Raw genomic sequence first — 26,593 nt, forward strand, 5'->3', positions numbered from 1 at the left:
AAGCGGGTCTGGGTGCCCCCGCGGCCCTGAGGAGGCACCCAGACAGCAGGATTCAAGTCGAGCTAGACGGTCGCGTAGTCCTGAGCGGTCAGCGTTCCCTTGATATAGTCGACGCTCGCATCATCGGTCCAGTGGACGATGGTGCGACGCGAAAGCATGGCGCGGAACTGTTCGGTGGTCGTCGTCAAGACCTCTCCGCTACCCCAATCCAGGATCACGCCGTACTGGCGCAGGCAGTCCATCTCGTTGATGAGCCCCGACTTGTATTCGGCGGAGACGGCAAGCGGATCCCGCGTCATCCATGCGTGTCGATTGCTGCGGATGTATTCGCGCGCTGCGAGTGTGGCGTCGACGTCCACTTCGTAGTCGAAGATCTCGGGATCGATCTCCTTGACGACAACCCCGTAGTCCTTCTCGGCCCGCGCGATGGTGACGTAGCCGTCGACAACGTCTTCGAGGACGGAGTCGACGTCGCGTTGGAGCGGATCGCCCAGACCGCCGCCACCGGCCGATGGCCGGGTGAACTCGTCGCCGGCCTTGATCGGGACCGCAGCGAAGATCGAACCGAGGTACTCCTCACGGTCGGTTCCTTTGTTGAGCCACACTCCGTGCGGGATGGACGGCAGTCCGCCCCACAGGCCCCAGGTCACCGACCGTTCGCGGTCACAGCAGTAGGACATCACCGTCTTGCTGCTGTCTGTCAGGTAACCGCCTTTTTCGGCGCCGACACCTCCGCGGAACTTGCCGGGGCCACCCGAATCCGGTACCACTTCATGGCGTGTGGTGAGAACGGGCGCCAGACGCTCCTGACCTTCGAAAGGCTGTGTGCCGTACTGGACTCCGAACACCGCGGCCGAGACATTGTGTCCGTCACCACCGTTGCGGGCTCCCCAGCCTCCCATCATCCAGTCGTACCACATGAAGCTGGTGTCGCCGTCTTTCCGCTTGTCCCGTCCGCCCACCAACAGGTACTCGAGGTTGAACGTGCATGCCATGGCGCGCTCCGGCTGAATGTCGGACCAGATCTCGAAGACCGAACTCATGATCTTTTCGAAAGGGCCAGAACAGAATCCGGCGCAGGGTGAGGGCCAGTCGGCGTTGACGACCGAGCCGACCGGACCGAGGTCAGCGGTGACGACCCGATAGAAGCCCGAGTTCAAGGGGATGTCCGGGAACTGCATCTTGGTTCCGGCCACGATGCCGGCGAAGGAACCGCCGAACCCGGCGTTGAGCATCGACGCGATCGACGCGTGCGATCCACTGAGGTCGTAGTGGACGGTGTCACCCGCGATGGTCATCTTCATGGTGACGGGAATCAGGCCTTCTTCCTCACCCGGATCCTGGTCGATGTAGTCCTCGGTGTACCAGACACCATCGGGCAGGGCACTGATCTTGGCCCGCGTCAGATCTTCGACGTAGTTCTGTACATCGGCCATTGCGGTCTTGACCGTCTCGACGCCGTATTTGTCGCAGAGACGCTGGATTTCGCGCTCCGCAACCCGGGTCGCTTCGGCCTGGGCCTGCATGTCACCGATGATGTCGCGGGGATTGCGGGTGTTCTTGGCAATCAGATACGCGACGTCCTCGAGGAACTGGTCCTTGCTCCACAGGCGGGTCGGGGGAATCCGCAGGCCTTCACCCATGTGGTCGAGTGCCTTGACATTGAACGAGCCCGGAGTCGCCCCACCCACATCGGCCCAGTGTCCGTTGGCCTGGGCGTAACCGAGCAGTTCTCCCTTGTAGTAAATCGGGCGGATGATCCGGGTGTCGTTGAAGTGGCTGCCGCCTTCATACACATCGTTGATGACGAATACGTCGCCGGGGTGGATGTCACCGTCGAACTGCCGGATCACGGCTTTGGCCGTGTAGTGGAGGGTGCCGACGTGAGCGGCGATGTCGCCGGTGCCCTGCATCACGGTGTCTCCGTTGGTGTCGCAGAGTGCCGACGAGAAGTCGCGCGAGTAGATGACAAAGGAGTAGCAGGTTCGCAGAATCTGCTCTGCCATCTGGTCGACGGTGTTGATGAAGGCGTTCTTGAGGACTTCGAACGTCACTGGATCAAGTGAAGTTGGCATGTCATATCCCTCTAACGGTAGGTGTTGTGTGTCAGATACAGTGTCAGACAAAATGATTGAGGATCAGGTTGCCCCAGGCGTCAACACGGGCGGAGGTGTGCGGCGGAACAACGGTGGTGGAGTCGAGCTGATCGACGATGCATGGGCCGACGAACGCGGCACCGGCAGGCAATTCAGTCCTGTCGTACACCGGGGTCTCGAGTCGAGCCGTCTCGTCGGGGAACAGGACCTGACGGATCTCCGTCGGCACCGGGGTGAAGTCGGCGGGATCGATCAGTTCGGCGGGCTTGGCGTCGACTCGTGGGGTCAGGCCGATGGCACGAACCGAGATTCGGTAGATCTCCACGCCTGCATCGTCGCTCGCGTAGTTGTGCTCTTTGAGGTGGGTGGCATGGAATGTCGCCACCACGTCATCGAGACCACTGAACGGCATGGTGACCGGTACCGCGATCGCCCGCCACTGGCCGTTGTAGCGCATGTCGAGGTAATACTCGAACACCATGTCCTCGTTGTCGACGTGCTCTGCGGTCAGTCGCTCGCGGCCTTCTTCTTGGAGTTCCTTGAAGGTCTCGGCGAGATGACCGAGGTCCGCGTCCGCGGAGTCGGTGAGATACATCCTCGTGATGTCGTGTTGGACGTCCACGAGCATGCAGCCCATCGCCGATGTGACGCCCGGGTGCGGCGGAACGATGACCGTCGGAATGCCGAGTTCTCTCGCCAGATACGCGACGTGCAATGGACCGGCGCCACCGAATCCGACCAGGGCGAAGTCGCGAGGGTCGTGACCTTTGCGGATCGAGATCAGCCGAACCGCGTCCGCCATGTTCGCGTTGGCGACCTTGATGATGGACTGGGCCGCGGTTTCCACATCGAGACCCAATGGTGCGGCGACCTTCTCGACCGCCTTGAACGCAGACGCCTCGTCGAGTTCCTTGACACCTCCGGCCAGCTTCTTGCCGATGGTCCCCAGGATCAGGTTGGCGTCAGTGTTGGTCGCGAGTTCACCGGCAGCTCCGTAACACGCCGGTCCGGGATCAGACCCAGCAGACTGCGGGCCATTGCGCAGCGATCCGGCGTCGTCGAGCCAGGCGATCGACCCACCTCCGGCTCCGATCGTCAGCACCTCGATACTCGGGAAGCAGATCGGGTATCCGAACTCGACACTCCACATGTTGGTCGTGCCCAGAACCCCGTTGTCGGTCAGGGACACATCCGTGGACGTACCACCCATGTCGAATCCGATCGAGTTCTCGTAGCCGCACTGTCGCGCGATATGACGGCTTGCGATTGCCCCGGCGGCGATGCCCGACGCAGCCAGGCGCGCACCATACTTCTCGGCCATCTTCGGGGTCATCACGCCACCGCCCGAGTGCAGGAGCAAGACGTCGTTTGTATAGCCGCTCTCCTCCAGCCGGGCCTCCAGCGTACGTGCGTATGGCCCGATGATCGGAACGAGTGCCGCATTGGCAACTGTCGTCGAGAATCGTTCGTACTCAAAGATTTCCGGGAGAACATCACTCGAGGTGGTCACCGCGACGCCGGGAAGCTCCTCCGCGAGGATCTCCGCCATCCGGTTCTCATGGACTGGGTTGGTGAACGCGTTGATGAAACACACTGCCACGGTTTCGATTCCACGACGCTTCAGGATCCGGGCGATGTCACGAGCACCGGCCTCGTCCAGGGGCTCGAGGATCTTGCCGTCGTAGTCGATCCGCTCTGCCACCGTGAGTCGGTGGCGACGCGGCACAAATGGCTTGCCGACCTCTTCGTACGGGTCCCAGGACTCGCGGTCACCACGACGGATCTCGATGACGTCGCGAAATCCTTCAGTGGTCACGAGGGCAATCTTCGGGAAAGTTCGGGTGATCAGTGCATTGGTCGCGATTGTTGTTCCGTGAGAGAAGAATTCGACGTCCTCCCAGCTGACGCCCGCCCGAGCCATACCGGCAAGGACGCCTTCGATCGGGTCGGACTGGGTCGGGTACTTCGCGGTGGTGATCGCACCGTCGCCGTGCTGGACAAAGATATCGGTGAACGTTCCACCGATGTCGACGGCCGTGCGAATCTTCCGCGGCCTGCTGATGGCTTCGGTCATGTGTGCCTCCTCGACGGGTAACTCGGACGGTCATACGAAACCTCCTCAGGGCGAGACCGACAATTGGCTCATCACCCAACACCGGCACCGATAGCACTGGAGATTGACACACCTCCACGGCTCGACGGCTCTGCGACCTGCGACTTTCGCGCGGGTTCCGCGTAACGGCCAGATGACCGACACACCAACGAAACGTTTGGTCATGGAAACGAAACCTCGCTCGGGCCGTCATTCGGCAGTACGCACACAGGTCGATTGGGATCTGGACGATCGTCGCGTGAATGCGAGAACCACTGTGCAACGGCAGGATCGGGCCGCAAGGCATCGCCTACGTCGAAGATGCGGCTACAGTGGCATTGTCATCCGCCGACAGACTCACAGACGGGAACGTGTAAGTGAAGATTGGCATGCTTTTCTCGCTTACCGGGCCGCAAGCTCAGATGGAGCAATCGATCCTTGACGGCGCGCTGCTCGCCGTCGACGAGATCAACAACGATGGCGGCATCCGAGGCCAGGAACTACTCGCCGCGATATACGACGATCACTCCGAGGTGCTGTCGAGCGCACGCGGAATCAATCATCTGTGCCAGAACGAAGACGTGAGTGTCATCGTCGGCGGATACACCTCCGCGAGCCGCATCGCGATGCTTCCGGCGGTACATGCCAACCGCGCATTGCTGATGTACCCGACCTATTTCGAAGGTGAAGAGACCGATTCACGCGTCTTCTACTGTGGTGCGGCGCCGAATCAATATCTCGCGGACTACTTGAGGTGGGTAGCTGACAACCTCGGCCGCAAGGTTTACACCATCGGATCCGACTACGTGTACCCGCGCGTGTTGGCAGAAGCCATCGCTCGGCACGGAGTGCATCTCGATATGGAAACGGTCGGAACCTGGTACGCCCCACTCGGCGAGACAAACTTCCAATCGGCGCTGGACGACATCGGTCGCAAGCAGCCGTCAGTTGTCATGTGCAACCTGGTCGGTCTGGATTCCACAACTGAGTTCTACGCACAGTTCAATCGCGCGGGATTCGATGCGTCCACGCTCCCCATAGCTGCGACCGTCACGACAGAAGTCGACGTGGCACACATGCCCGCCGCCCTGACCGACGGTCACTACATGGTGGGAAGTTACTTCTCCGGGATCGATTCCGAGGTGAACATCTCATATCGGCAGTCTCTCCTGGAAGTTCGCGACCAACGCTGGGCGCACCCTGCCCAGGTCGGGGCGTACAACGCGGTCCATGCAGTGCGGATCGCGGCCGAACACGCGGATTCCACTGAATCCGCGCATCTGTCGGCTGCCTTGCTCGGCGTCCGATTCGACCGTAATCCCGAAGGGTTGCCCTTCCACTTTCTCAACGATCATTACAGCGCTCATCCGTCATACGTTGCACGAGCACGAAACGGTCGATACGACGTGATCGACGAGTTCTCACCACGGCTACCCGAGCCGTGGTGGTCCGGAAGTCGGCCCTTGGCCACGCCGCGATGACTCGCGCAAACACAGCGCCAGATAATAGTCCGAGCGATCGGCTGTGGTTTGGAGTCCGCGTCCGGTCAGTCGCTCGATCCGCTTGAGTCGGTACCGCAGAGTGTTGATGTGAATGCCCAATGCGGTTGCTGTTCCGGCCCATTGACCGTCGAGTGCCAAGAATGTGCGCAACGATTCCAGGTAGCTGGTGCCCTTCTCTCGGTCGTAGTCGATCACGGGTTGCAGTAGCGCGCGATCGAGTACGGAGGCGAGTTCTGGTTCCGAAGCCAGCAGAGTTGCCGACAGTGGCACCGCAAGGGGCAAAGGCTCGGCGATCGAGACATTGGAACGTGCGTCGCGATCAGCAAGTTGCCGGGCATTGATGAGACCCCGAACCAGGTCATCACTGCTCCGAAGTACACATGAGCTGACGCCCAGGGGCAGGGACTGGGCGCTTCGAAACTCGAAGAGATCGGTCAGCTGCTTCAACCGTTGTTCGAAGCCGTTGAACTCATTCGAACTCCCGAACTCGCCGTCAGCGAGTGTGGTGATGGCATAAGCACAATCCCCATGCGTACCTGCCACGCAGATCCCGCCATCGAGCAAGCCCAGATCATGGAACGCCTCTACAACCTGCTCGCCGCGCGATGCCACACCGTCCGGCAGGACTGCCGCAATCGTCCGAACACGGCTGCCAGTGACGAGATCAAATGATCTGACCCATGGATCGAGTGTCGCAGATGCGGCATCTGCCTCGACAAGCTCTCGAATCAATGCCTTTTCGATTTGACGACGAGCCATACGTTGAATCTCGATCGCCTGCGCGTGGCTGTCCAGAGCATCTGCGAGTTCATTGATGTGCATGAGATCGAGAGGTACCCGCGCAGGATTGGCGATCGCCAGCGTATGCCCGGACCGGGACAGAACGACTTTGATCGCCGTCGATGCGTTGACGCTCTGCTTCAGAGGAGTCGGCTTTCGCGACAGGATCTTGGTGAGCAGTGCCGTATCGATTGGTGCCGAGTCCGGCACCACACCTCCCTGCAGAACCAACCAGGCCTGGGTTCGGGTGCCGCCCGCAAAGCTCTCCAGGCGACGGCGCAGCGCGTCAATGTCCGACTCTGTTGAAGGTTGGTTCATCGACGCGGTAACCCGCTGCACGAGAACGGCTTCCAACTCCGCGAAGGACACTGTTTGTGGCAGCAGGTAGACCGGCAATCCCTCGTGTACGCATGCCTCGATGAACTCCGGTGGCAGATTCAGATCGTCGTTGTTCACCACCACGGCGAGCGCGCCTGTCGATGTGAGCTGCGCAGGAAGCAACTCGGGTGATGACAGGGAATGCCAGCTCGCCGAGGGAACGTAGACGACTGCCCCGGTCTCGAAGTTCGGCGCCACCCCTGCGTTCAGCTCGGCCACCGCCATGACCACTCGAGTTCGAATCCGCTCTGCTGGTCCGGGAGTGAGCGCGCGAAGGCCCGCACGACCGACCAAATCGTCGATCGTGGCCATTCAGACTCCCTACCGGTTCAGACGAGAACGGAACCCGGCTTCTGCCTGCGGGCTTCCTGGCGAACCGGGTCGAGCGCCTGCAGTGGGATCCGAGTACCACCTGCAAGAGTATCGGGAATCGCTCTCCACCACCGGCCTCCGCCGCTAGCTACCACAAAACGGGCGGCTCTCGACCGACAACAGACGAACACTGCCACACCCCGAATTCGACTGCACCTATCGCAGATTCGGAGGGTCCGCGGCGCCACTATTCATCGAAGCAGTGTTACAACAGATCACGCTGAAAGTTCAAGAGAACCGCACTGCCTCAACAATTTTCACGTCAGCACCCGGACGGGAACGTTGTTGTAGCCCGCGACATTCTGCATCGTGACGCGAGTGCACCGATCCAGATCGACCTCGAACCGAGGCATGAAATCGAGCAGACGATCGAGTGCGATGGAGCTCTCCAGCCGGGCCAATGCCGCGCCGAGGCAACTGTGAATGCCGTAGCCGAACGCGAGACTTGCCACCTGGGATCGATCCCGGTCGATGTCGAGCACGTCGGGGTCGGGGAAAGCGTCCGGATCACGGTTAGCTGATCCAAGCAAGAGAAAGACCGGTTTGCCTGCCGGGATCGTCACGCCGTGAAGTGTCACGTCCTTCAACGAGTAGCGGACGTTGTACTGGTTCGGCGATTCGTACCGCAACAGTTCCTCGACAGCATCCGGAATCTTGCTCCGATCCTGCCGCAATTCGTCCCACTGATCCGGGAACCGCGCGAACGCGACGCCGGCACCACCGATCAGTTTCGCAACCGTCTCGGCTCCCGCACCGCCGAGCAACGACGCGAACATCGCGATCTCCATGTTGCTCAACGTCGGCGGCTGATCGTCATCGCGCTCGATCTCGGCCTGGACCAGGCGGCTGATCATGTCGTCACGAGGATCCGCACGCCGCGCCTTGGCGAGCCCGTAGTAATACCGCGAGATCTCCACGACCGCCTGGAATCCGGCGTCCGACATCTCGATCTGCCCGATCTCGCGATGCAGCAGCTCATCGGTCCACAGCCAGACCTGGGTGCGTTCGCCTTCGGGTACACCGAGCATCCGCGAAATGATCTCCATCGGGAACAGCGCCGAAAAGTCTTGTACGAGATCGAATCCGGCCGGCGTAATAGCGCCGAGGAAGCGGTCGATCTGTTCACTGACCATCGGCCGAAGCTCCGCGATGGCGCGGGGTGTGAACACCTTCGAGACAATCCCCCGAACGTGGCGATGTTCGGGCGGATCCATCACGATGATGGATCGGTGCGGCGGCACTTCACCGCGGCGAACGGTGGCGAGGTCGAGCCCACGCGCCGATGAGTACGTGGTGTGGTCACGATAGGCCGCAGCCACATCCGCGTGCCGGCTCAGTGCGTAGAAGTCATACTTCTCGCTGTAGTAGACCGGCGCCTCTTCGCGCAGCCGTGCATACAGCTCATGCGCGCCATCGAAGAACTCCTGCGAGAAGGGATCGAATTCCAACTCCGCGATAGACATACCCACTCCCCTGCACTACGGACGCGCCAACCCATCGCGCGGCCCCCTTCGGAGGAAACCACTCGCCGGCGACGCCGCCAAACCAACATACTGTAAGAATTACAGTACAACAGTCAGCAAGCATCCGGCGCGTGTGGTAGAGCCCAAACGGTGGCGCCCATCCCTCTGGCGCACTTCACAGATGGACGCGGTGCGTCACCGCATCATCGTGGACGGTCAGCTGAAGTCGTCGAGTGATTCTGGCGTTGCGGTGGCCCGGTCACCGAGCTTTTCGTGGGCCCGACGCTCGACCAGCAGGGGCACGAAGTCGCGGATCGGTTGATCGTCGAAACGGTGGTACGCCTCCTCGACGACCAGTGCGACGTCGTCGGCGGAGAGGCTACTGTGTTGTTTGATCAGTTTCTCGGCAATGAGATCGATGTGCTGCTGTTCGTCCTGCTTTTGCTTGTCGGCAAAGGTGGTCATAGATTTCACCCTACGACCGAATCAGCAAGCCCGACAGTCGTTCATCCTCTGTTTCCCACACGTTTGTGTGCCGTTCATTTTGCGCCTTTTCGGTGTCGGGAGTCTTAAGATCCTAACCATGGCACCCTCAGCCAGGCAGGGAGCGGACGTCGAACAGGCGCGCTATTTTGCACTCGAACTCGCGCGCTGGATCGACAAACTCGAGCACGAGATCGGTCATGTCGGCGAGACCACAACGGTGATCACCGCGAAACGCCACGAACTCGATGACGTACGGCGTCAGCTGGATGCGTTGCGGACAAGCTTCCCTGCTGCATTTTTGTAGCACTCCACCTCTAAGAACGAGCGCGCCGGCACCCGCGCAATATTCGCCTGGTGTTTACGCACCACCCACCCGGCGTTCCACGCGACGGTCAGGTCCACGCTGACACTTCGAGAATGCAGATTGTCCAGATCGCGAACTTCTACGGTCCTCGTTCAGGTGGCCTGCGGACCGCGATCGACGAACTCGGCGCCGGCTACTCCCAGCGTGGCCACGAGGTTGCCCTGGTGGTGCCCGGAGCCGACGCCGATCAGCAGGTTCTCCCGTCCGGGGTCCTGCGAATCGCGGTTCCGGCGCCCAAACTTCCCCTGACCGGTGGATACCGGGCGGCAAGCCGTAAGGCCGTCTCCGCCATCACCGCCTCCCTTCGACCCGATGTGATCGAGGTGTCGGATCGACTGACCTTGCGCGGCATGGGATCGTGGGCGCAGCGCCACGGGGTGCGCAGCGTGATGATCTCCCACGAACGACTCGACCGACTTCTCGAGCAGGCCCTGCCCGACACGGTTGCTCGGTCTGTCGCGGACCAGGCCAACAGGGCAACAGCCCGCGACTACGACACCGTGGTCTGTACCACCGCCTTCGCTCGTGAGGAGTTCGACCGGATCGGTGCCGCCAATCTGGCCCGCGTACCCCTGGGCGTGGATCTCGATGTCTTTCACCCCGATCGGTACGACGAGGCACTGCACACCCGGTTGCGACGCGGCAACAGCTTTGCCATGGTCCACTGCGGTCGGCTCTCGATGGAAAAGCATGTTCACCGCAGCATCGACGCGGTGTCACTCCTCCACGACGCAGGCATCGGCGTGCATCTGATGGTCGTCGGCGACGGTCCCCGGCGTCCGAGCCTCGAACGCCGCGCGGTCGGGTTGCCGATCGAGTTCGTCGGTTTCGTCAGCGACCGCACCCTCGTGGCTTCGCTACTGGCATCTGCGGATGTCGCGATCGCACCGGGACCGCACGAGACGTTCGGACTCGCCGCATTGGAAGCCCTCGCTGCCGGAACCCCGGTTGTGGTCTCGCGGAGTTCGGCGCTCGCAGAAATCATCACGCCCCGCTGTGGAGCGGCGGCATCGGACACGGCAGCGAGTTTTGCCGAGGCCATCGCAGCCGTTCTGAGCCTTCCACTCGACGACCGCAAGATCGGAGCCCGCCACCGTGGCGAACAATTCGGCTGGCCACCTGCAGTCGACGGAATGCTGGCCGCGCTCGCCGTCTGAACACCCACCGAACGATCACCCTTCCCGATCCGGCAGCCCGCCAGGAATCCGTCCACCGTCCGGTTGACCGATCCGCCGTGTGTCACTGTCGTGAAATCGCCACTCGCGAGATGTCTTCGGGGTCGATGAGGTGGGAATGATCGTCGTCGCCGATGTCGATCTGAACCACGTCGATGCGTCCGTTGAACTTGCTGGCCCCGGCGTAGGCAGCGCTGACCGGCAGTCCGTAATCGTCGCCGATGTCGGTGGTCTCGTCAGCGGAGAAGATCATCGGTTGTGTCTGTTCCACCCGCCCCGTGCCGACAGCGGCACCGTCATAGAACAGGGTCACGTCGCCACCCTTGGCGAGTCCCCCTCCGTCATAAGCAAATTCGGCGCGGACCTGATGACTTCCGCCCGGCAGAACCTGGTCTGCCACGGTGGTGAACTCGGCCATACCCAACAGGTTGTAGACAAAAGCGGCGTATCCGTCCTTCATGTACAGCGCCCAGCCCCCGAAGCGGCCGCCTTGGGCGATGATCACGCCACTGGTGGCACCCACCTTGGCACTGTCGATCGCCGCAGTGACGCGAAAGGACCGGTTCTTGATGTCGATCACGCTGTGTTCGCTGAGCCGCTTCATACCTGGGAACAACACCTGGGTGGTGCCCTTGATCAGTTGCGGCCGACCGGCGATCGTGGGGTTCAACCGTTCGAAACGCCGGTCATCGATGGGTAGGACCTTGTACTTCACCGCCTCGATCAGCCACAGCCTCTGCAAGGCGGCCAGTCTTTCTGGCTGCTCGCGCGACAGGTCAACGGCTTGAGTCCAGTCGTTCGCCCCGTCGTAGAGTTCCCAGACGTCGTCGTCGAGGGCCACCAGTTCTTCCGCCGGAAGCCAGGGCGTGCTGTGACGGGTTACCGCACTCCAGCCCTTGAAATAGATCCCCCGATTGCCGGCCATCTCGAAATATTGCAGATCGTGACGCTCAGGCGCCTCGGCCGCATCGAATGTGTACTGCATGCTTGTACCTTCGATCGGCGCCTGCTGGACGCCGTTCACAAACGTCGGTTCCGGCAGGCCGGCGGCTTCGAGGATCGTCGGCGCGACATCGATCACATGCGTGAACTGTGATCGCACTTCACCTTTGCTCGAAATCCCGGCGGGCCAATGCACGATGGTCCCGTTGCGGGTACCACCCCAGTGTGAAGCGACCTGTTTGGTCCACTGAAACGGCGTACACATCGCCCACGCCCAGCCCACCGAGTAATGGTTGTAGGAATCGACGCCGCCCAGCTTGTCCTTCATCTCCGCCATGAACTCCGGCGTCTCGATCGCGGCAAGACCGTTGAAGTTGGCCATTTCGTTGAACGCACCGTTGACGGTCCCCTCGGCCGAGGCCCCATTGTCGCCGATGATGTAATAGATCAACGTATTGTCCAGGGCACCAAGCGATTCCACGGCATCAATGACACGTCCGACGTGAAAGTCGGTGTGCTCGAGGAATCCTGCGTAGATCTCCATCTGCCTCTCCAGCACGGGTTTGAGATCGTCACTCATCTCATCCCACGACGGGATCGCATCCGGACGCGGCGTGAGTTCGGCGTCTGCCGGGACCACACCGAGTTCCTTCTGCCTGGCAATGATCGCCTCCCGCTGCGCGTCCCAGCCTCCGGCAAACTTTCCGGCGTATTTGTCGGCCCATTCCGAAGGCACGTGGTGGGGTGCGTGAGTCGCGCCCGGTGCGAAGTAGACAAAGAACGGCTTATCGGGGGCCAGCGCCTTCTGGGTACGCACCCAGTCGATCGCCCGGTCGGCCAGGTCTTCGGTGAGGTGGTAGCCCTCTTCCGGGGTCTTGTCAGCCTCGACCGGAGTGGTTCCTTCATACAGCGCCGGGTAGTACTGATTGTTCTCGCCGCCGATGAAGCCGTAGAAGTGCTCGAATCCCCCACCTCCGGTCGGCCACGCATCGAACGGACCCACCGGCGAGGTTTGCCATGGCGGCACCTCGTGGCACTTTCCGAACTGCGCTGTCGAGTAGCCGTTGAGTTTCAACGTCATCGGGAGCGCCGCCTTGGTGTTCGGCCGCAGCCCCGACGAACCCGGCGCCGACGTGGCGGTTTCGGTGATCATCCCCATCCCGACCGAATGATGGTTGCGGCCACTGAGCAGGGCAGCGCGCGTCGGTGCGCACAATGCCGTTGTGTGAAACCGGTTGTAGGTCAGGCCCCCGGCCTGTAGACGCTGCGCCGTCGGTGTGTTCGACGGTCCGCCGAACGCACTGCTGGCGCCATAACCGACGTCGTCGAGCAAGATGACGAGCACATTGGGCGCCCCCTCGGGAGGCAACAACGGCTCGATCGGCGGAAAACTGGTGTCAGGATCCTTCGCGTCGTAGGTCACCAACCCCAGGAACTCGCGATCCGGGATCGGAAGATTCCCGCGCCCAGCACTCGACATATCCACCATCGCCGACTCCTCATCGTGGCTGACCACTGTCAGGCGACGCTCGGTACGCGAGCTGCCGAGACCTCACCGGAATGGAGATACCGACCCACTTCTGTCGCCTCGGCCCAGTCTGAGGTGGTCTCCCCCACTTCGCCTCACCCGCGATGGGTGAATGACCTGGTCTGTTAGGTTCGTTTCGATCGCAGCTTCCCCCATCCAGATCGCGAGTCAGGATCTACACAGTGGCACCCACGGAATCCACAACCGAGTTCCCCGAGTCGTCCGTCCAACGAATGCTCGATGTCTTCGATGTCGCGGAGGCCGGTGCCGACCGGTTCACCGGCACCAGCGATGGCGGCGCGCGTCAGGTGGTCGACGGCACCCAATTGCTGGCTCAGTCGATTGTGGCGACCGCCAAACGTCTTCCGGGCAAGTCGATCAGGTCTGCTCGTGCGGTTTTCACCCGAGCGGTCGATGCGACAGCGCCTGTCGATTTCGAGGTTGACGTGATCCACGAGGGCCGATCGATGGCCAGCGCGAATGTGGCGGTGTGTCAAGGCGGCCGTCGATGCGCGATGGTGTCAGTACTCGCCGATGTGCCGACCGAAGACATCATCCGGCACTCGGCTCCCCGCCCGGATGTGGCGTCACCCGCCGAGTCCAACGCGCGAGACATGCCCATGGTCGGACGCGAGGTCCGGCTCGTCGACGTCATCGACGTCAACAGCCCTGACGAGGTCGGGCCGCCCGAGTTATACGCGTGGCTCAAGTACGATCCGGTCCCGGCCCGCGACGATCTGGCGAAGGCTTTGCTCGCCCATTTCACCGGTCACCTGTCGGTGGCCACCACAATGCGGGCGCATGCCGGCATCGGCGCGAGTCAGGCCCATCAGACCGTGTCCACCGGAGTCATGACCGTGACTGTCGGCTTCCACGAGCCGGTGACCTGGGACGGGTGGATTCTGTATTCGCACGAAAGCACGCAGGTCGGTGCCGGTATGACATACGTGCGCGGCCAGGTGCACACCGAGGCCGGCGAGTTGCTGGCCTCGTTCACCCAGGAGGCCATCATCCGGCCGATCCGGACCGGCGACTCGAGCGTGCCCGAGGCCAAGCGGTTGTGAACGGCATGACGCCGCCGGGCACCAGCGCCTTCGTGGACAGGCCCGACTATCGGGTGGACATCTACGCCCGCCGAAATGTGGTGACGGCATCTGCCGACGGCCGGCTCCTGGCCCAGACGTCCCGTTCCCTCCTCGTCGACGAGCAAGACCACGGGCTCGTCTTCTATTTCCCTCGCGACGACATCCGCATCGAATTGACGCCAGATCCAGCAACGAAGAGTCGATGCCCATTCAAAGGCGAAGCGACACATTGGCGTTTCGACGGAGATGGCGACTCCGCGATCTGCTGGAGCTACGAGAACCCGTTCAATGAGGTGACCCGTCTCCGTGGATATGTTGCGTTCTACCAAGATTCGGTCGACGTTCGAGTAGGACAAGCACATCCGGCCGTCTCCTGGCGCCCGCCGCCGGAAACCGGCGCCCGGGTTGACGGCACACCGGGCTCAGACAGTGAATCCGACGGCAGCGATCGGTGACACGGCGTTCATCCGTGGCGGCCCCGACATCAGTGGCCCGATCGCCGCGGTCGCCGTTTGCATCGCGGCCGTTCGGCCGTGGATCTGCATCGCGTTTTCGTCTTCCATGAGCGCGAAGAACCAGTAGGTCCCGTTGTCTCCGCGATGATACGAATAAATTTCCACACCAGGTTCGGCTGCTGCGGCCTCCACCATTCCGTCGAGCGCTGCCTCGAACTCCACCGACTTCCCCGGAACACAGGACATCGTGCCCACCATTGCGGTCTTTGCCATGTGAACTCCTCGGGGACTGCACGGATCGGACGCGGACCAGATCGGCTCTCTCGACGAGTCTGCGCTCCCTGACACCGATACTCAAGACCTGCCCGGCCGCGGTCACCTTCTGTCGACGGTACGGCCAACGACGAAACGGACATCATTGCCCCGTCGGTCGAATATTCGGGCCATAATCGGTCTCGCAGCCGAGAACCGGCGCTCCGGGAATCTGGATTCTCCTGTGTCACAGTCGATCTTGAGACATGCAGTCGACTTGGCCCTTCTTTGTGCGGCCGGGCCGACGACTACGCGAGATCCGGGTGTCTCACCGACCACGCGCTCGGGGGGGCACCCGACGGAATCTCACGGGAAATAGTTGGTCCGAGTTTCGATGGAACATTTTGTGGCCGCGCCTGCTCCTATCTACGAGCACCGAGAACACGACCTGCCACCGACCACCACACCAAAGGATCCCCATCATGAGCGTTGAAATCTACGACACCAACTACGACGGCTGGACCGACACCGTCCTCACCGACACCAATGGCGACGGCTGGGCCGATGTCGAGGAGTACGACACCAACTACGACGGATACATCGACACCGTCCTCACCGACACCGACTACGACGGATACATCGACGTCGAGGAATACGACACCAACTACGACGGATACATCGACACGGTTGTCGCCTGACCGAACCCGCCGCCCCAGCTTCACACAGCGAAGACCCTGAACGCCCCACGGTTCAGGGTCTTCGCCATGTCGCCTCCGGAGTCCGGAGCCCGACCCGCGAATGCAATGCGGGCCGAAGTCAGTCGACCGAGCCCGTATACAGGCCCTTCCCGGTCACGAGTGGCAGATCCAGCGTGGTGCGGAGTCCGGCCGGCGCGTCCAAGACCACCGGGATCGCGTTGACGATGCGACCCGCCGCCGCGACGATCGCGGCATGGTTGTGATCACCCTTTTCGCTGGTCGGGCAGATGTCGACGGCGTAGCTGGGTTCTCCGATGATCTCGATGCGGTAGGAACCACCCTCTTGGGCGGGGCGCGCCCAGTCGGGCCGGAGGTCGTCGCGCAACCTGGTCACGTGCTCGACAACGATCGCGGAGTGGCCGTTGACCTTCCCGTGGATCTCGAAGCGCATGGCGGCGACGGTCCCCTTGTCGATCCGTCCGACCGCGACGTCGAACGCCTCGGGAGCCGGCTCCTGCTCGAACGTCTCGGTGATCTCGTCGACCTCGATACCGAGGCCGACCGCGAGCTGCCGGATCGTCGTGCCCCAGGTGAGTCCGAGCACGCCGGGCTGGAAGAGGACCGGCACCTCATCGAGCGGCCGGCCGAACCCCATGACGTCGACCATCACTGTCGCGCCGTCATAGGTGGCGTAGTCCGCGATCTCCATGACACGGATCTGCTCGACGCGCTGGCAGGTACCCGCCAAGGCCAGCGGAAGGAGATCGTTGGCGAAACCGGGGTCGACTCCGGTGATGAAGATGCTGACGTCACCCTGCTGGGCCGACGCTTCCACCCGGTCGATGTACTTGTCCGGCAACAGCTTCCACGGAAACTGCAGAATCACCGGCGCTGAACCCACGACGTTGATCCCGGCCTCGAGAATCTTCTGGCAGTCCTTGATGGCCGGACCGGTCCGCGTGTCGCCCATCGCGCAGTACACAACGCAGTCCGGTCTTGTTGCGATCAGCGCGTCGAGGTCGTCGGTGGCGGTGACGCCGGTGACGATGTCGAGGCCGGCCAGCTCGCCGGCATCCTTGCCGATCTTCGATTCCGTCGAGACACCGACGGCCATCAATTCGTAATCGGGGCTGGTGATGAGTTGGATCAACGCCAGATGGCCGACGTTGCCGGTACCTATCAGGGCGACGCGAATCGCCATGTTTGTCTCCTCGAAAAGTGCTGCGCGATTGCAGATTCGACTGATGGACGGAAAGCTATGGCGATTTGTGCGGTACGTCCGTGACGAGACCGCCGTCGACGACGAACTCGGTGCCGGTCGCGTAAGACGACTCGTCACTGGCCAGGAACAGCACAAACGTCGAGATCTCTTCGGAATTGCCAGGGCGGCCGAGAGGAATGGTCACCACGTCGTCCGGGAACTTCTCGGTCATCGGCGTGCGGATGAGTCCCGGATGCAGTGAGTTGACCCGGATGTTGTGCGGTGCCAGTTCCAGGGCCACAGACTTCGCGAGTCCTCGCACGGCCCATTTCGTGGCCACGTATCCGTGTGCCCAGGGCGCTCCGCGAAGGCCCTCGATCGACGACACGTTGATGATCGATCCACAGCCGGCGGCGATCATCGGCTCGGTCGAGGCCTGGATACCGAAGAAGGTACCGGTCAGATTGACGTCGATGATCTTCTGCCATTTGTCGTGCTTGAACTGCTGAATCGAACTGCCGTTGGCGATGCCGGCATTGTTGACCAGCACGTTCAGCTTGCCGAATTCACCGACTGCCGTCTCCACCGCGGCCTGCCACTGATCGAACTGCGACACGTCCAGGTGGGCATAACGGGCAGACTCCCCGAGCTCGTCAGCGAGCGCCTTGCCCTTGTCGTCCAGGATGTCGCCGATGACGACCTTGCCGCCTTCGGCCACGAGAGCCCGTGCGTGTGACGCACCCATCCCCTGCGCCCCGCCGCTGATGATTGCTACTTTTCCATCCACTCGTCCCATGGATGACACGCTACCCACATGACCAGACAGGTGTCCAGACCTCCGTAAGGGTTGGTGTCCAAAATTGTCCCGTCGCCCCCTGCACCACGAGGCGATGGAGGTCACAAGCCGTACCCGCGGGGCAACTATTGGGGCTCAATTCATCCAAACCAGGTGATGTGCACAGCACCGGGCGAGTTAGATGCTCTACGACGGATACGCGTGACGAACCTGCAATGTGCACACCCACCACCCGAAATCGAGGACACATGAAAATCATCGTGGCGCTGATCGCATTTGTCGGTTGCCTACTGTTGACGACGGCATGCAGTAGCGACGACTCCGACGATCCGAACTCGACCAACCCGGCGTTGAACAGTGCAGAACAGATTGCATCCAGTGCGGCGAACGACATCATGGACAGTGCCTCGACCGCGGTCAGCAGTATCGCGGCCAGCGCCTCGGCAGCAGTGGGTACCGCGCAGGACACCGCCTACACCCAGGCACTCGAATCTCAAGGTGCGTCCTTCGGCAGCGACGATGAAGAAATCGCTGCCGCCCGTACGGTCTGCGATCAACTGACAGGTGGAACAAGCCTCGACGCGACGCGCGTCGAGGTCGCCGAGACCACCGGCCTCGAAGCCGACAAGGCCCGCACCCTGATCAACATCGCAGTCCCGATCTACTGCCCCGCGAACGTCGGAAAACTCACCGTCAATTGACGTCAGATGCGCTCGCGATCGAGCCCCGCCGAATGGTCGGCTCGGTCGTGCCACACGACGGGTCCGGTGGTGGTTACCCTCGAACAATGGCTGCAATCCCGGATTCACCAGTGGGTACGAACATCGCGGTGCCCGACCTCGAGAGCACCTTTGCCGACGAGGTGGGTGACCTGACGGTCGCTTGGCAGGGGGCTACAGCGCCCGAGCCCACGTTGCTGATCCTGAACGAGTCGCTGGCCGCGTCGTTGCAGTTGGACGTAGAGGCGCTGCGCAGCGACGACGGGATCGGCATCCTGTCCGGATCGACGGCACCGGCCGGGGCCGCGCCCGTGGCGATGGCGTATTCGGGCCATCAATTCGGCGGGTACGCCCCGCTACTCGGAGATGGCCGGGCGTTGCTGCTCGGAGAACTGAAGAACTGCGACGGCCAGCGTGTGGACCTGCATCTGAAAGGTTCAGGCCCTACCCCGTTCTCGCGCGGTGGTGACGGGTTCGCCGTCGTCGGCCCGATGCTGCGGGAATACCTGGTCAGCGAAGCGATGCAAGCGCTCGGGATACCCACCACACGCTCGCTGTCGGTGGTCGCGACCGGTCGGCACGTTCAACGTAGCGGCGCCGAGCCCGGTGCCGTTCTCGCCCGGGTCGCGGCCAGCCACCTGCGGGTGGGCACTTTCGAGTTCGCGGCCAGACGCGGCGAGGTGTTACAGACCCTCGCCGACTACGCCATCGCCCGCCATCACCCGGAGCTGACCGACCTGCCGCAGCACGGTGAAGGCAATCGTTATCTGCGGTTCTACGAGGCCGTGGTCGAGGCGCAGGCGTCCCTGGTGGCGCAGTGGATGCTCACCGGATTCGTCCACGGCGTGATGAACACCGACAACACCACCATTTCGGGTGAAACCATCGACTACGGTCCGTGTGCCTTCCTCGACGCGTTCGACCGGGCGGCGGTGTTCAGTTCGATCGACCGTGGTGCCCGGTACGCCTTCGGCAATCAACCCGGCGTCCTGAAATGGAATCTGGCCCGCTTTGCCGAAACACTACTGATACTGGTCGATTCCACGCCGGACGACGCGATCGCCGCGGTTTCGGCAGTCCTGAGCACCTTCGACGAGCGCTACGACGGCCACTACATCGCCGGTCTGGCAGCAAAACTCGGCTTGGCCGGGCAGCCCATCGATCGAGTCCTGGTCGACGACCTGCTGACGCTGATGGAACAACATGGCGCCGATTGGACCGGCACTTTCCGTGCACTCGCGGACGAACTCCGCGGAAATCGGACGTCTCTCGACGGACTCGTCCCCCGCGAGCAGATCAGCCCCTGGCTGGAACGCTGGCGTGGCGCCCTGACAACGCACGGACTCGCACCAGCCGAAACAGCCGACGCGATGGACCGCGTCAATCCGCTGTACATCCCGCGCAATCACCAACTCGATGCTGCGCTACGTGCTGCGACCTCCGGCGATCTCGCCCCGTTCGAGAAGCTACTCGAGGTGGTCACGCACCCCTTCGACCGCCGCGAGGAATGGGCCGACTACACCACACCCGCCTCGCAACTCTTCAGCGCCAGCTTCCAAACCTACTGCGGCACTTGATAACCATGTGACATCGACCCCGCCGGGGATCCTGCTGTGGGGTGAATCCAGACTGACCACAACAATCTAGGAGCGCAGTTCATGGCCACACCATCGACCCGTGATCTCTCCCTCGAACAGATGGCTGCCCTCGGGAGTGGAGCCGACTTCTGGACCACCAAGGCAGTCGGCAATGTGCCGTCGATGGTGCTCACCGACGGACCACACGGTGTTCGAAGGCAAGCGGGTTCAACAGACCACCTCGGTCTGGCGGGCAGCGAACCGGCAACCTGTTTCCCGCCGGCAGTAGGGCTCGGACAGAGTTGGGACGCGGACCTCGTGAAGCGCGTGGGTGAGGCCCTCGGACTCGAGGCCCGCAGCCTGGACGTCGACATCCTGTTGGGACCGGGGATCAACATCAAGCGGGACCCTCGGTGCGGCCGGAACTTCGAATACTACTCCGAAGATCCCATCCTCACCGCCGTGCTCGGCGGTGCTTGGGTGGCCGGCCTCCAGAGCGCCGGCGTCGGCGCATCTCTCAAACACTTCGCGGCGAACAACGCAGAACATGACCGCATGCGGGCGAGTTCGGATGTCGACGAACGCACGCTGCGCGAAATCTACCTCCGCGCTTTCGAATACATCGTTCGCGAAGCCACACCATGGACCGTGATGTGCTCGTACAACCGCATCAACGGGGTGTACGCGGCGGAGAACAACTGGCTTCTCACCACTGTCCTGCGCGAGGAATGGGGCTTCGCGGGCGTCGTCGTGAGCGATTGGGGTGCCGTCCGGGACCGACCAGCCGCGGTGGCGGCGGGGCTCGACCTGCAGATGCCCGGCGGGACCGACGTGCCAGACGTCGCGGTGGTGTCGGCGGTCCGGGCCGGGACGCTCGATCCGGCGGCCGTGGAGCGGGCCGCGGCAGCGATGGCCGGTCTCTCCGCGAAAGTGTTGCGCGGGCGAGGGGGCTCCGCTGAAGCGGATCTCTCGGCCCATCACGCGTTGGCACGCGAAGTCGCCGGACGATGCGTCGTCCTGCTGAAGAACGACAACGAGGTGCTGCCGCTGACGGCGGCCCACAACATCGCGGTGATAGGCGATTTCGCCGAGAACCCGCGCTTCCAGGGTGGCGGCAGCTCGCACGTGAACCCGACGCAGGTTGACTCTCCGCTGCACGAGATTCGAGCTCTCGCCTCCACCGGAACCGTGACGTTCTCGCGCGGCTTCACCACGGACGGCAGCGACGACGACGGTTCCCTTCACCTGGAGGCGGTCAACGCCGCGGCCGCGGCCGACGTTGCCGTTGTATTCGTCGGGCTCGCCGCTGCCCAGGAGTCCGAAGGTTTCGACCGCGAGCACATCGAATTGCCACCCGAACAGCTCCGGCTTCTGGCAGGCATCGCCGTGCATCAACCGAGGACCGTGGTCGTTCTGTCCCATGGCGGTGTCCTCCGGCTGGCGCCCGTCGCCGCGGCGGCGCCGGCCATCGTGGACTGCGCCCTGTTGGGTCAGGCCGCCGGCGGGGCACTCGCGGATGTGCTGTTCGGAATCGTCAACCCGTCGGGCAGATTGGCCGAGACCGTGCCGGTCCGGATCCAGGATGCACCGGCCTACCTGAACTTTCCCGGCGAGAACTCGCACATTCACTACGGCGAAGGACAATTCGTCGGCTATCGGTGGTATGACGCACGAGACCTGGACGTCACCTATCCGTTCGGCCACGGATTGTCGTACACGGCTTTCGACTACACCGACCTCACCGTCGACGTGGCCGACACCGGCATCATCGCCGCAGTCACCATCACCAACATCGGCAATCGAGCGGGCCGAGAGGTCGTTCAGGTCTACACCTCCAAGATCGACTCCGGAGTCTCCCGCCCGCAACGCGAACTCAAGGGGTTCGAGGTTGTCGACCTCGATGCAGGTGCCAGCAAGCGTGTCCGGGTGCACATCGATCGAACCACACTCGCATACTGGGAGATTCGCACACACAGATGGTTCGTTGAAGGTGGGGATTACGAGGTCGGTGTCGGCGCATCCAGTCGCGATATCCGGATGACAACAACCGCCGCGATCTCGGGCGACGACGTCATCATCCCCCTCACGATGGACACCACCTTCGGCGAGCTGATGACCGATCCCGATGCCGGGCCGATTCTTGAATACCTTGCGGCACACGCCTCCGCGGGGATGGGCGACGACAATCGCGGTGACGTCATGGGTATCGACATGGCACGCATGATTGCTTCGATACCCGTCGGCCGGATGAGCTCATTCGGAATGTCTGGCGAGCAAGTCACCGAAATGCAACGCCTCTTCGACGCCGTCAACAAGCAGCGCTGAATCGCGCAGGGGCTTTCCCTCGAACTCAAGCACTGAGAAGCACGGTCGATCCGGTGCCACGTTGAAGTGCCGCGTCGACGACCGAACGTGCGGTGACAAGGTCTTGTAGGCCGATGCCCACCGAGTTGAACAGGGTGATGTCGTCGTCGGTACGGCGACCGAGCGCGGGGCGGACGATCACGTCTCCGAGTTCGACGTTGATGTCCTCGGCCACCAAATGCCCTTCGGCGATGGCCAGCAACACATCTCCCGATTTGGTCAGCGCGGTGGAAGTGCTGTCGACCACCAGCCGGCAGCCACCCATGCCGCGGCCGTCGATCTCGCGATGGTCGGCACGTGGGGGTGCACCCACGGCGTTGAGGTGAAGACCTGGACGGAACCACGCACCTTCGACGATCGGGACCCGTGACGGCGTCAACGTGCAGACGATATCGGCCGTGGACAGCACGACGCGCGGCGATTCCGCGTATTCGATCTCGAGGTCCAGGTCCGCGGTGCGTTCGCGAAACAGGTCTACGGTAGACCTCGACCGCGACCACACGTGGACCTTCTCGATCTGCCGGATACGGCTGATCGCGCGAGTGTGTTCGACGGCAAGGGTTCCGGCTCCGATCAGCCCCAGGATCGAGCTGTGCCGGGGTGCCAGGTGTGCTGTTGCGACGGCGCTCGCCGCGGAGGTTCGGACTGCGGTGATGAGTCGGCCGTCGAGTACTGCTTCGCATTCACCGGTCTGCGCCGACATCAGCAGGATCGTCGAGCGCTGGCTGGGCAGACCGCGAGCACCGTTGTGTGGCATGTCGGAGAGCATCTTGACCACACTGGCTCGCAACGGCTTTGACGATGCGACCATCGGAATCGCCGTGCCCTCGTCGGGCAGCGGCAGCTGCGGCGGCGCCGGGTTGCTCGCGACGCCCGTGGCCAGGTCGGCGTGGGCTTGCTCCACCGCGCGGTAAATCGCGGTGCGGTCGATCAGCTCTTCGATGTCAGAGTTGGTGAGTATGAGGGTCATCAGCGCGCCTTTCAGAGGGTGAGGACAGGTCTACGAACGGCCCGTGTAGGGAACCGTGAGGCACGACGGCGAGCGGCGGCCACCGACAACGCCGCTGATCGCAACAATCGCGATGATGTAGGGCAGCATCACGAGCACGGCAAATGGAATGTCGACCCCGACCGCCGGAAGTGCGAATTGCAGGGATCGGGCGATGCCGAAGAACAGACAGGCCCAGACGATTCCGATCACCTTCCAGCGTCCGGCGATGACGGCGACCACGGCGAGGTAACCGAGTCCGGCCGTCATGTTTTCGCTGAACGACTGCACTTCGGACAGTGCCAGCTGGGATCCCGCGAGGCCACCGGTTGAGGATGCAAGCAGAACACAGAGTGCCCGGATCTTGTTGACGGACAAGCCGGTCCATCCGGCGGAGACGGCGTCCTCGCCGACGGCATCCACCCGGACCCCGGCCATGGTGCGCCCGGAGAACACCAGCGCCAAGACCGCGACCACGGCAACGCAGAGGTATCCGAGAACCGATTGGCCGAACAATGCCGGACCGACGATGGGGATGTCGGTCAGTACGGGGATCTCGACGCCGGAGAATCCGGGCACGCCTTGCCCCTTGCCGTCATCCAGCAGTATCCGAGCGCCGTAGGTCGTCAGGCCGAGTGCCAGAGCATTGCTCGCGATACCCACGACGATCTGATCGGCCCGGAACCGAACGCTGAGCAGTGCCTGTACAACGCCGAAGACCAGGGCTGCCAGTACACCTGCGACCACACCGAGAACTGGGGAATCGGTGGTGGCCGACGCCAAGACGCTGGCGAAAGCACCTGTCAGCATCATGCCCTCCATGCTCAGGTTGAGCACTCCGGCGCGTTCACTGATCGACTCGCCGGTGGCTGCGACGATGAGAAGGATCGCGAAAGACACTCCGCTGGTGAAGATCTGGGTGAGCATGTCGATGTTCATATGGATGCCTTCTCAGGGGCTTCGGTGTTGTGGGAAAGCTGTGTCGGGGCTTTAGGTCTCGATCGGGACGTGGTGGTCCACAACGCGGCGCCGGCGATCAGGATGATGAGGACACTTTGGACCACCGTGACGGTCGAGGACGGGATACCTGCCGCCAGTTGCAGATTGATACCACCGGCGACCAGGAATCCGAGAAACAGGGAGACCCCGGCAACCGCTGTCATCGAGCCGCGGGCCAGCAACCCCACCACCAGCCCGGTGAAACCAAAGCCTGAAGAGAAGCCCTCGGCCAGTACATAGGGGGCCGAGGTGACGAGGATTCCGCCGGCCAGGCCGGAGAATCCGCCGGCCGTGGAGAGTCCGAGCAACCGAACGCGGTCGACGGGAATCCCCAGGCGCGCCGAGGCACTGGGCGACAGGCCGACCGACCGCAACCGCAGTCCGATCGAGCTGTGTCGCAGCAATATTCCTACCACCGTGATCGCAATGAGTGCGAGCACCACAGCAACGGTTGCCGGCGATTTCTCCATGCCCAGCAACGGCAGTTGACTGGCCTCGCTCAGAGATTCCGACTGCGGAAGTGTCTCCGAAGACGTCATCGGCTGCCGCAAGAGGACCGGTTCCTGCACCATCAGAACCACCAGCGCGAGTCCGACGAAATTCAGGAGGAGCGTGGTGATGATTTCGCTGGTTCCGCGGCGCACGTACAGCCAGGCCGCGATGGCCGCCCAGCACCCGCCGGCCAGGACGGCCGCCGCCAACGCCGCCGTGACCCCCAGCCACACGGGCACACCATCGGGAACGTTGACCCCGACCGCCGTGGCCGCGATGCCACCCAGACAAATCTGGCCTTCACCACCGACATTGACCAACCCGGCGCGATACGCGACGGTGAATCCGGCGGCGACGAACATGATGATTGCGGCGTTGTTCAGTGAGGTCCCGATCGCGAAGGGTGAACCGAGGGTTCCTTCGACGAGTGCATCGATCACCTCGCCGGGACCGGCTCCCGCCCCGGCGGCCAGCGCCAGTCCCACGGCGGCCGCCAAGACCAGCGCTCCGGCAGCCACGGCCAGGGGGCTGTGGAGCCAGGCGCGCCGGGGCGTCGCGAGACGTACGAAGCTCGCAGCGTTCATGCTGCAACTCCCATCATGAGTTCGCCGATTTCCGTTGCGGCCGTGTCTGAATCCGCATCTACCGATCCGAGAACGGCGCCTCGGTACGCGACAACGATCCGCGAGCACAGCGCGACGAGTTCGTCGATTTCGCTGGAGATCACCAAGACGGCCGCACCGGCTTCCGCCGCGTGTCGCAATCGGTCCAGGATGTAGGCAACAGCACCGACATCGAGTCCTCGGGTGGGCTGGGCCGCGACGACAACCCGTAGACCCGGTGTCGACAGCTCCCGCGCCAGCACCACCTTCTGCTGGTTACCGCCCGACAGCGATCCGATCGTGCTGTCGGGTCCGTTCGCACGGATCGAGTAGTCGGTGATCGCCGATGCCGCATCGGCCCTCATCCGGTGCCGGTCGAGCAGGCCCCACCGCCGGTAATCGGCGAGTCGGCTCATCGCCATGTTCTCCGCGATGGACAACTCCGAGATGACGCCCTCGGCGTGACGGTCTTCGGGGATGACCCCCACGCCGGCGGCTGTGCGCTGGGCGGGGGTGTACGCAGTGATGTCGACGCCGTCTACGACCACCGAGCCGCTGTCGGCGCTCATCGATCCGGACAGGACGGCCGCCAACTCTGATTGGCCGTTCCCCTCGACTCCCGCGACACCGACGATCTCGCCGGGTCGCACCGCCAGATCGACCGCGGAGAGTGCGACGCTGCCATCCGGCCTCGCCAGATTGACGTCCCTGATCTCCAGGCACGCGGAATCAGCGGTGGGCGCAGGTGCGGGCCTTCTGGTCGATTCGATCGGATTCACACCACCGAGCATCAGATCGAGAAGCGAGTTCAGCGGGGTGTGCGAGAGACGACCGCCGCCGACGACCGTCCCGCCCCGCAGCACGGTGGCCGAATCGGCGGCACGCCCGACCTCCCCGAGTTTGTGCGTGATGAGGACAACTGACTTGCCGTCCGCGGCAAGAGCGCTGCACGTTCCGATCAGTGAATCGATCTCGGCCGGATCGAGTACGGCGGTCGGTTCGTCGAGCAGGATCAGATCCGGTTCCCGCAACAGCGCTTTGACGATCTCGACCCGTTGCCGGGCACCGATGGGCAGATCGCTGACGCGGGCGCTCTGGTCGACCGTGAGGCCGTACGTGTCCGCAATCCGGTCGAGCCCGCGCCGCACTTCATCGCGCGGTGGCCGGAAGCCGGCACGCCCGAGCAG

22 protein-coding genes are annotated in these 26,593 nt (G+C 63.0%); 9 read left to right on the forward strand and 13 right to left on the reverse strand.

The window, feature by feature from the left end:
• Positions 1-62 precede the first annotated feature (62 nt).
• Together VIQ49_RS03170 and VIQ49_RS03175 are read right to left on the reverse strand one after the other, a co-directional pair.
• On the reverse strand, positions 63-2,075 hold the full coding sequence (locus VIQ49_RS03170) for a hydantoinase B/oxoprolinase family protein (protein WP_331880663.1): 2,013 nt from the start codon (positions 2,073-2,075) through the stop codon (positions 63-65).
• A gap of 43 nt (positions 2,076-2,118) precedes the next feature.
• A complete protein-coding gene (locus VIQ49_RS03175) occupies positions 2,119-4,170 on the reverse strand; it encodes a hydantoinase/oxoprolinase family protein (RefSeq protein WP_331880665.1) in 2,052 nt (683 codons plus the stop codon).
• Positions 4,171-4,577: 407 nt separating this feature from the next.
• Between VIQ49_RS03175 and VIQ49_RS03180 the strand changes: the two genes are divergently transcribed.
• Positions 4,578-5,669, forward strand: coding sequence for a transporter substrate-binding protein (locus VIQ49_RS03180; RefSeq protein WP_331880667.1), 1,092 nt, complete (start codon positions 4,578-4,580; stop codon positions 5,667-5,669).
• Here the strand turns inward: VIQ49_RS03180 and VIQ49_RS03185 are convergent.
• From VIQ49_RS03185 to VIQ49_RS03195, 3 genes are all read right to left on the reverse strand, one after another.
• A complete protein-coding gene (locus VIQ49_RS03185; RefSeq protein ID WP_331880669.1) occupies positions 5,619-7,160 on the reverse strand; it encodes a helix-turn-helix domain-containing protein in 1,542 nt (513 codons plus the stop codon). The genes VIQ49_RS03180 and VIQ49_RS03185 overlap by 51 nt on opposite strands.
• 317 nt (positions 7,161-7,477) lie before the next feature.
• Positions 7,478-8,683, reverse strand: coding sequence for a cytochrome P450 (locus tag VIQ49_RS03190; RefSeq protein WP_331880671.1), 1,206 nt, complete (start codon positions 8,681-8,683; stop codon positions 7,478-7,480).
• A gap of 216 nt (positions 8,684-8,899) precedes the next feature.
• Positions 8,900-9,148 carry a three-helix bundle dimerization domain-containing protein gene (locus tag VIQ49_RS03195; protein WP_331880673.1) on the reverse strand — a complete coding sequence of 83 codons (249 nt, stop codon included), beginning with the start codon at positions 9,146-9,148 and terminating at the stop codon, positions 8,900-8,902.
• A 118-nt stretch (positions 9,149-9,266) separates the two neighbouring features.
• Between VIQ49_RS03195 and VIQ49_RS03200 the strand changes: the two genes are divergently transcribed.
• Positions 9,267-9,473 (forward strand): hypothetical protein, encoded by a 207-nt coding sequence (locus VIQ49_RS03200; protein WP_331880675.1) that lies wholly within the window; start codon positions 9,267-9,269, stop codon positions 9,471-9,473.
• Between the two features lie 113 nt (positions 9,474-9,586).
• Positions 9,587-10,690: a glycosyltransferase gene (locus VIQ49_RS03205; RefSeq protein WP_331880677.1), complete on the forward strand. Its 1,104-nt coding sequence runs from the start codon at positions 9,587-9,589 to the stop codon at positions 10,688-10,690.
• 82 nt (positions 10,691-10,772) lie between these two features.
• Here the strand turns inward: VIQ49_RS03205 and VIQ49_RS03210 are convergent, their stop codons facing one another.
• On the reverse strand, positions 10,773-13,139 hold the full coding sequence (locus VIQ49_RS03210) for an arylsulfatase (protein ID WP_331880679.1): 2,367 nt from the start codon (positions 13,137-13,139) through the stop codon (positions 10,773-10,775).
• Between the two features lie 272 nt (positions 13,140-13,411).
• Here VIQ49_RS03210 and VIQ49_RS03215 point away from each other — a divergent pair, with 272 nt between their 5' ends.
• The gene (locus VIQ49_RS03215; protein WP_331880713.1) at positions 13,412-14,242 is read left to right on the forward strand and encodes an acyl-CoA thioesterase; all 831 of its coding nucleotides are present in this window, start codon (positions 13,412-13,414) and stop codon (positions 14,240-14,242) included.
• Positions 14,243-14,247: 5 nt separating this feature from the next.
• Positions 14,248-14,718: a DUF427 domain-containing protein gene (locus tag VIQ49_RS03220; protein WP_331880682.1), complete on the forward strand. Its 471-nt coding sequence runs from the start codon at positions 14,248-14,250 to the stop codon at positions 14,716-14,718.
• On the opposite strand, the gene VIQ49_RS03225 is transcribed toward VIQ49_RS03220, so the two are convergent.
• Positions 14,686-14,991, reverse strand: a complete 306-nt coding sequence (locus tag VIQ49_RS03225) for a putative quinol monooxygenase (RefSeq protein ID WP_331880684.1) — start codon at positions 14,989-14,991, stop codon at positions 14,686-14,688. The two genes, VIQ49_RS03220 and VIQ49_RS03225, sit on opposite strands and share 33 nt — an antisense overlap.
• A gap of 461 nt (positions 14,992-15,452) precedes the next feature.
• Between VIQ49_RS03225 and VIQ49_RS03230 the strand changes: the two genes are divergently transcribed.
• Positions 15,453-15,668 (forward strand): hypothetical protein, encoded by a 216-nt coding sequence (locus tag VIQ49_RS03230; RefSeq protein WP_331880687.1) that lies wholly within the window; start codon positions 15,453-15,455, stop codon positions 15,666-15,668.
• A 118-nt stretch (positions 15,669-15,786) separates the two neighbouring features.
• Here the strand turns inward: VIQ49_RS03230 and VIQ49_RS03235 are convergent, their stop codons facing one another.
• Together VIQ49_RS03235 and VIQ49_RS03240 are read right to left on the reverse strand one after the other, a co-directional pair.
• A complete protein-coding gene (locus tag VIQ49_RS03235) occupies positions 15,787-16,869 on the reverse strand; it encodes a diacylglycerol kinase (protein ID WP_331880689.1) in 1,083 nt (360 codons plus the stop codon).
• Between the two features lie 55 nt (positions 16,870-16,924).
• Positions 16,925-17,665: a glucose 1-dehydrogenase gene (locus VIQ49_RS03240; protein ID WP_331880691.1), complete on the reverse strand. Its 741-nt coding sequence runs from the start codon at positions 17,663-17,665 to the stop codon at positions 16,925-16,927.
• 248 nt (positions 17,666-17,913) lie between these two features.
• On the opposite strand from VIQ49_RS03240, the gene VIQ49_RS03245 reads away from it, so the two are divergent.
• The 3 genes from VIQ49_RS03245 to VIQ49_RS03255 all read left to right on the forward strand — a co-directional run bounded on the left by VIQ49_RS03245 (position 17,914) and on the right by VIQ49_RS03255 (position 22,286).
• On the forward strand, positions 17,914-18,366 hold the full coding sequence (locus tag VIQ49_RS03245) for a DUF732 domain-containing protein (protein ID WP_331880693.1): 453 nt from the start codon (positions 17,914-17,916) through the stop codon (positions 18,364-18,366).
• An 86-nt stretch (positions 18,367-18,452) separates the two neighbouring features.
• Entirely contained in the window at positions 18,453-19,961 is a 1,509-nt protein-coding gene (locus VIQ49_RS03250) for a protein adenylyltransferase SelO (protein WP_331880696.1), read from the forward strand.
• Positions 19,962-20,042: 81 nt separating this feature from the next.
• Positions 20,043-22,286 carry a glycoside hydrolase family 3 C-terminal domain-containing protein gene (locus VIQ49_RS03255; RefSeq protein ID WP_331880698.1) on the forward strand — a complete coding sequence of 748 codons (2,244 nt, stop codon included), beginning with the start codon at positions 20,043-20,045 and terminating at the stop codon, positions 22,284-22,286.
• Between the two features lie 25 nt (positions 22,287-22,311).
• On the opposite strand, the gene VIQ49_RS03260 is transcribed toward VIQ49_RS03255, so the two are convergent.
• From VIQ49_RS03260 to VIQ49_RS03275, 4 genes are all read right to left on the reverse strand, one after another.
• A complete protein-coding gene (locus tag VIQ49_RS03260) occupies positions 22,312-23,295 on the reverse strand; it encodes an ornithine cyclodeaminase family protein (protein ID WP_331880701.1) in 984 nt (327 codons plus the stop codon).
• A gap of 30 nt (positions 23,296-23,325) precedes the next feature.
• A complete protein-coding gene (locus tag VIQ49_RS03265) occupies positions 23,326-24,252 on the reverse strand; it encodes an ABC transporter permease (protein WP_331880703.1) in 927 nt (308 codons plus the stop codon).
• Positions 24,249-25,388, reverse strand: coding sequence for an ABC transporter permease (locus VIQ49_RS03270; RefSeq protein ID WP_331880705.1), 1,140 nt, complete (start codon positions 25,386-25,388; stop codon positions 24,249-24,251). The genes VIQ49_RS03265 and VIQ49_RS03270 overlap by 4 nt, the downstream gene beginning before the upstream one ends.
• A partial coding sequence (locus VIQ49_RS03275; protein ID WP_331880707.1) for an ABC transporter ATP-binding protein occupies positions 25,385-26,593 on the reverse strand: 1,209 nt, incomplete at its 5' end. The genes VIQ49_RS03275 and VIQ49_RS03270, both read right to left, overlap by 4 nt.

The organism is Williamsia sp., assembly GCF_036566845.1.
In the GTDB taxonomy this organism is placed as follows: domain Bacteria; phylum Actinomycetota; class Actinomycetes; order Mycobacteriales; family Mycobacteriaceae; genus Williamsia.

Excerpts from the sequence above, each read along its gene's own strand:
- VIQ49_RS03170 (WP_331880663.1), bottom strand. The coding sequence starts at position 2,075 with ATGCCAACTTCACTTGATCCAGTGACGTTCGAAGTCCTCAAGAACGCC.
- VIQ49_RS03175 (WP_331880665.1), bottom strand. The coding sequence starts at position 4,170 with ATGACCGAAGCCATCAGCAGGCCGCGGAAGATTCGCACGGCCGTCGAC.
- VIQ49_RS03180 (WP_331880667.1), top strand. The coding sequence starts at position 4,578 with ATGCTTTTCTCGCTTACCGGGCCGCAAGCTCAGATGGAGCAATCGATC.
- VIQ49_RS03185 (WP_331880669.1), bottom strand. The coding sequence starts at position 7,160 with ATGGCCACGATCGACGATTTGGTCGGTCGTGCGGGCCTTCGCGCGCTC.
- VIQ49_RS03190 (WP_331880671.1), bottom strand. The coding sequence starts at position 8,683 with ATGTCTATCGCGGAGTTGGAATTCGATCCCTTCTCGCAGGAGTTCTTC.
- VIQ49_RS03195 (WP_331880673.1), bottom strand. The coding sequence starts at position 9,148 with ATGACCACCTTTGCCGACAAGCAAAAGCAGGACGAACAGCAGCACATC.
- VIQ49_RS03200 (WP_331880675.1), top strand. The coding sequence starts at position 9,267 with ATGGCACCCTCAGCCAGGCAGGGAGCGGACGTCGAACAGGCGCGCTAT.
- VIQ49_RS03205 (WP_331880677.1), top strand. The coding sequence starts at position 9,587 with ATGCAGATTGTCCAGATCGCGAACTTCTACGGTCCTCGTTCAGGTGGC.
- VIQ49_RS03210 (WP_331880679.1), bottom strand. The coding sequence starts at position 13,139 with ATGGTGGATATGTCGAGTGCTGGGCGCGGGAATCTTCCGATCCCGGAT.
- VIQ49_RS03215 (WP_331880713.1), top strand. The coding sequence starts at position 13,412 with ATGCTCGATGTCTTCGATGTCGCGGAGGCCGGTGCCGACCGGTTCACC.
- VIQ49_RS03220 (WP_331880682.1), top strand. The coding sequence starts at position 14,248 with ATGACGCCGCCGGGCACCAGCGCCTTCGTGGACAGGCCCGACTATCGG.
- VIQ49_RS03225 (WP_331880684.1), bottom strand. The coding sequence starts at position 14,991 with ATGGCAAAGACCGCAATGGTGGGCACGATGTCCTGTGTTCCGGGGAAG.
- VIQ49_RS03230 (WP_331880687.1), top strand. The coding sequence starts at position 15,453 with ATGAGCGTTGAAATCTACGACACCAACTACGACGGCTGGACCGACACC.
- VIQ49_RS03235 (WP_331880689.1), bottom strand. The coding sequence starts at position 16,869 with ATGGCGATTCGCGTCGCCCTGATAGGTACCGGCAACGTCGGCCATCTG.
- VIQ49_RS03240 (WP_331880691.1), bottom strand. The coding sequence starts at position 17,665 with ATGGGACGAGTGGATGGAAAAGTAGCAATCATCAGCGGCGGGGCGCAG.
- VIQ49_RS03245 (WP_331880693.1), top strand. The coding sequence starts at position 17,914 with ATGAAAATCATCGTGGCGCTGATCGCATTTGTCGGTTGCCTACTGTTG.
- VIQ49_RS03250 (WP_331880696.1), top strand. The coding sequence starts at position 18,453 with ATGGCTGCAATCCCGGATTCACCAGTGGGTACGAACATCGCGGTGCCC.
- VIQ49_RS03255 (WP_331880698.1), top strand. The coding sequence starts at position 20,043 with ATGGCCACACCATCGACCCGTGATCTCTCCCTCGAACAGATGGCTGCC.
- VIQ49_RS03260 (WP_331880701.1), bottom strand. The coding sequence starts at position 23,295 with ATGACCCTCATACTCACCAACTCTGACATCGAAGAGCTGATCGACCGC.
- VIQ49_RS03265 (WP_331880703.1), bottom strand. The coding sequence starts at position 24,252 with ATGAACATCGACATGCTCACCCAGATCTTCACCAGCGGAGTGTCTTTC.
- VIQ49_RS03270 (WP_331880705.1), bottom strand. The coding sequence starts at position 25,388 with ATGAACGCTGCGAGCTTCGTACGTCTCGCGACGCCCCGGCGCGCCTGG.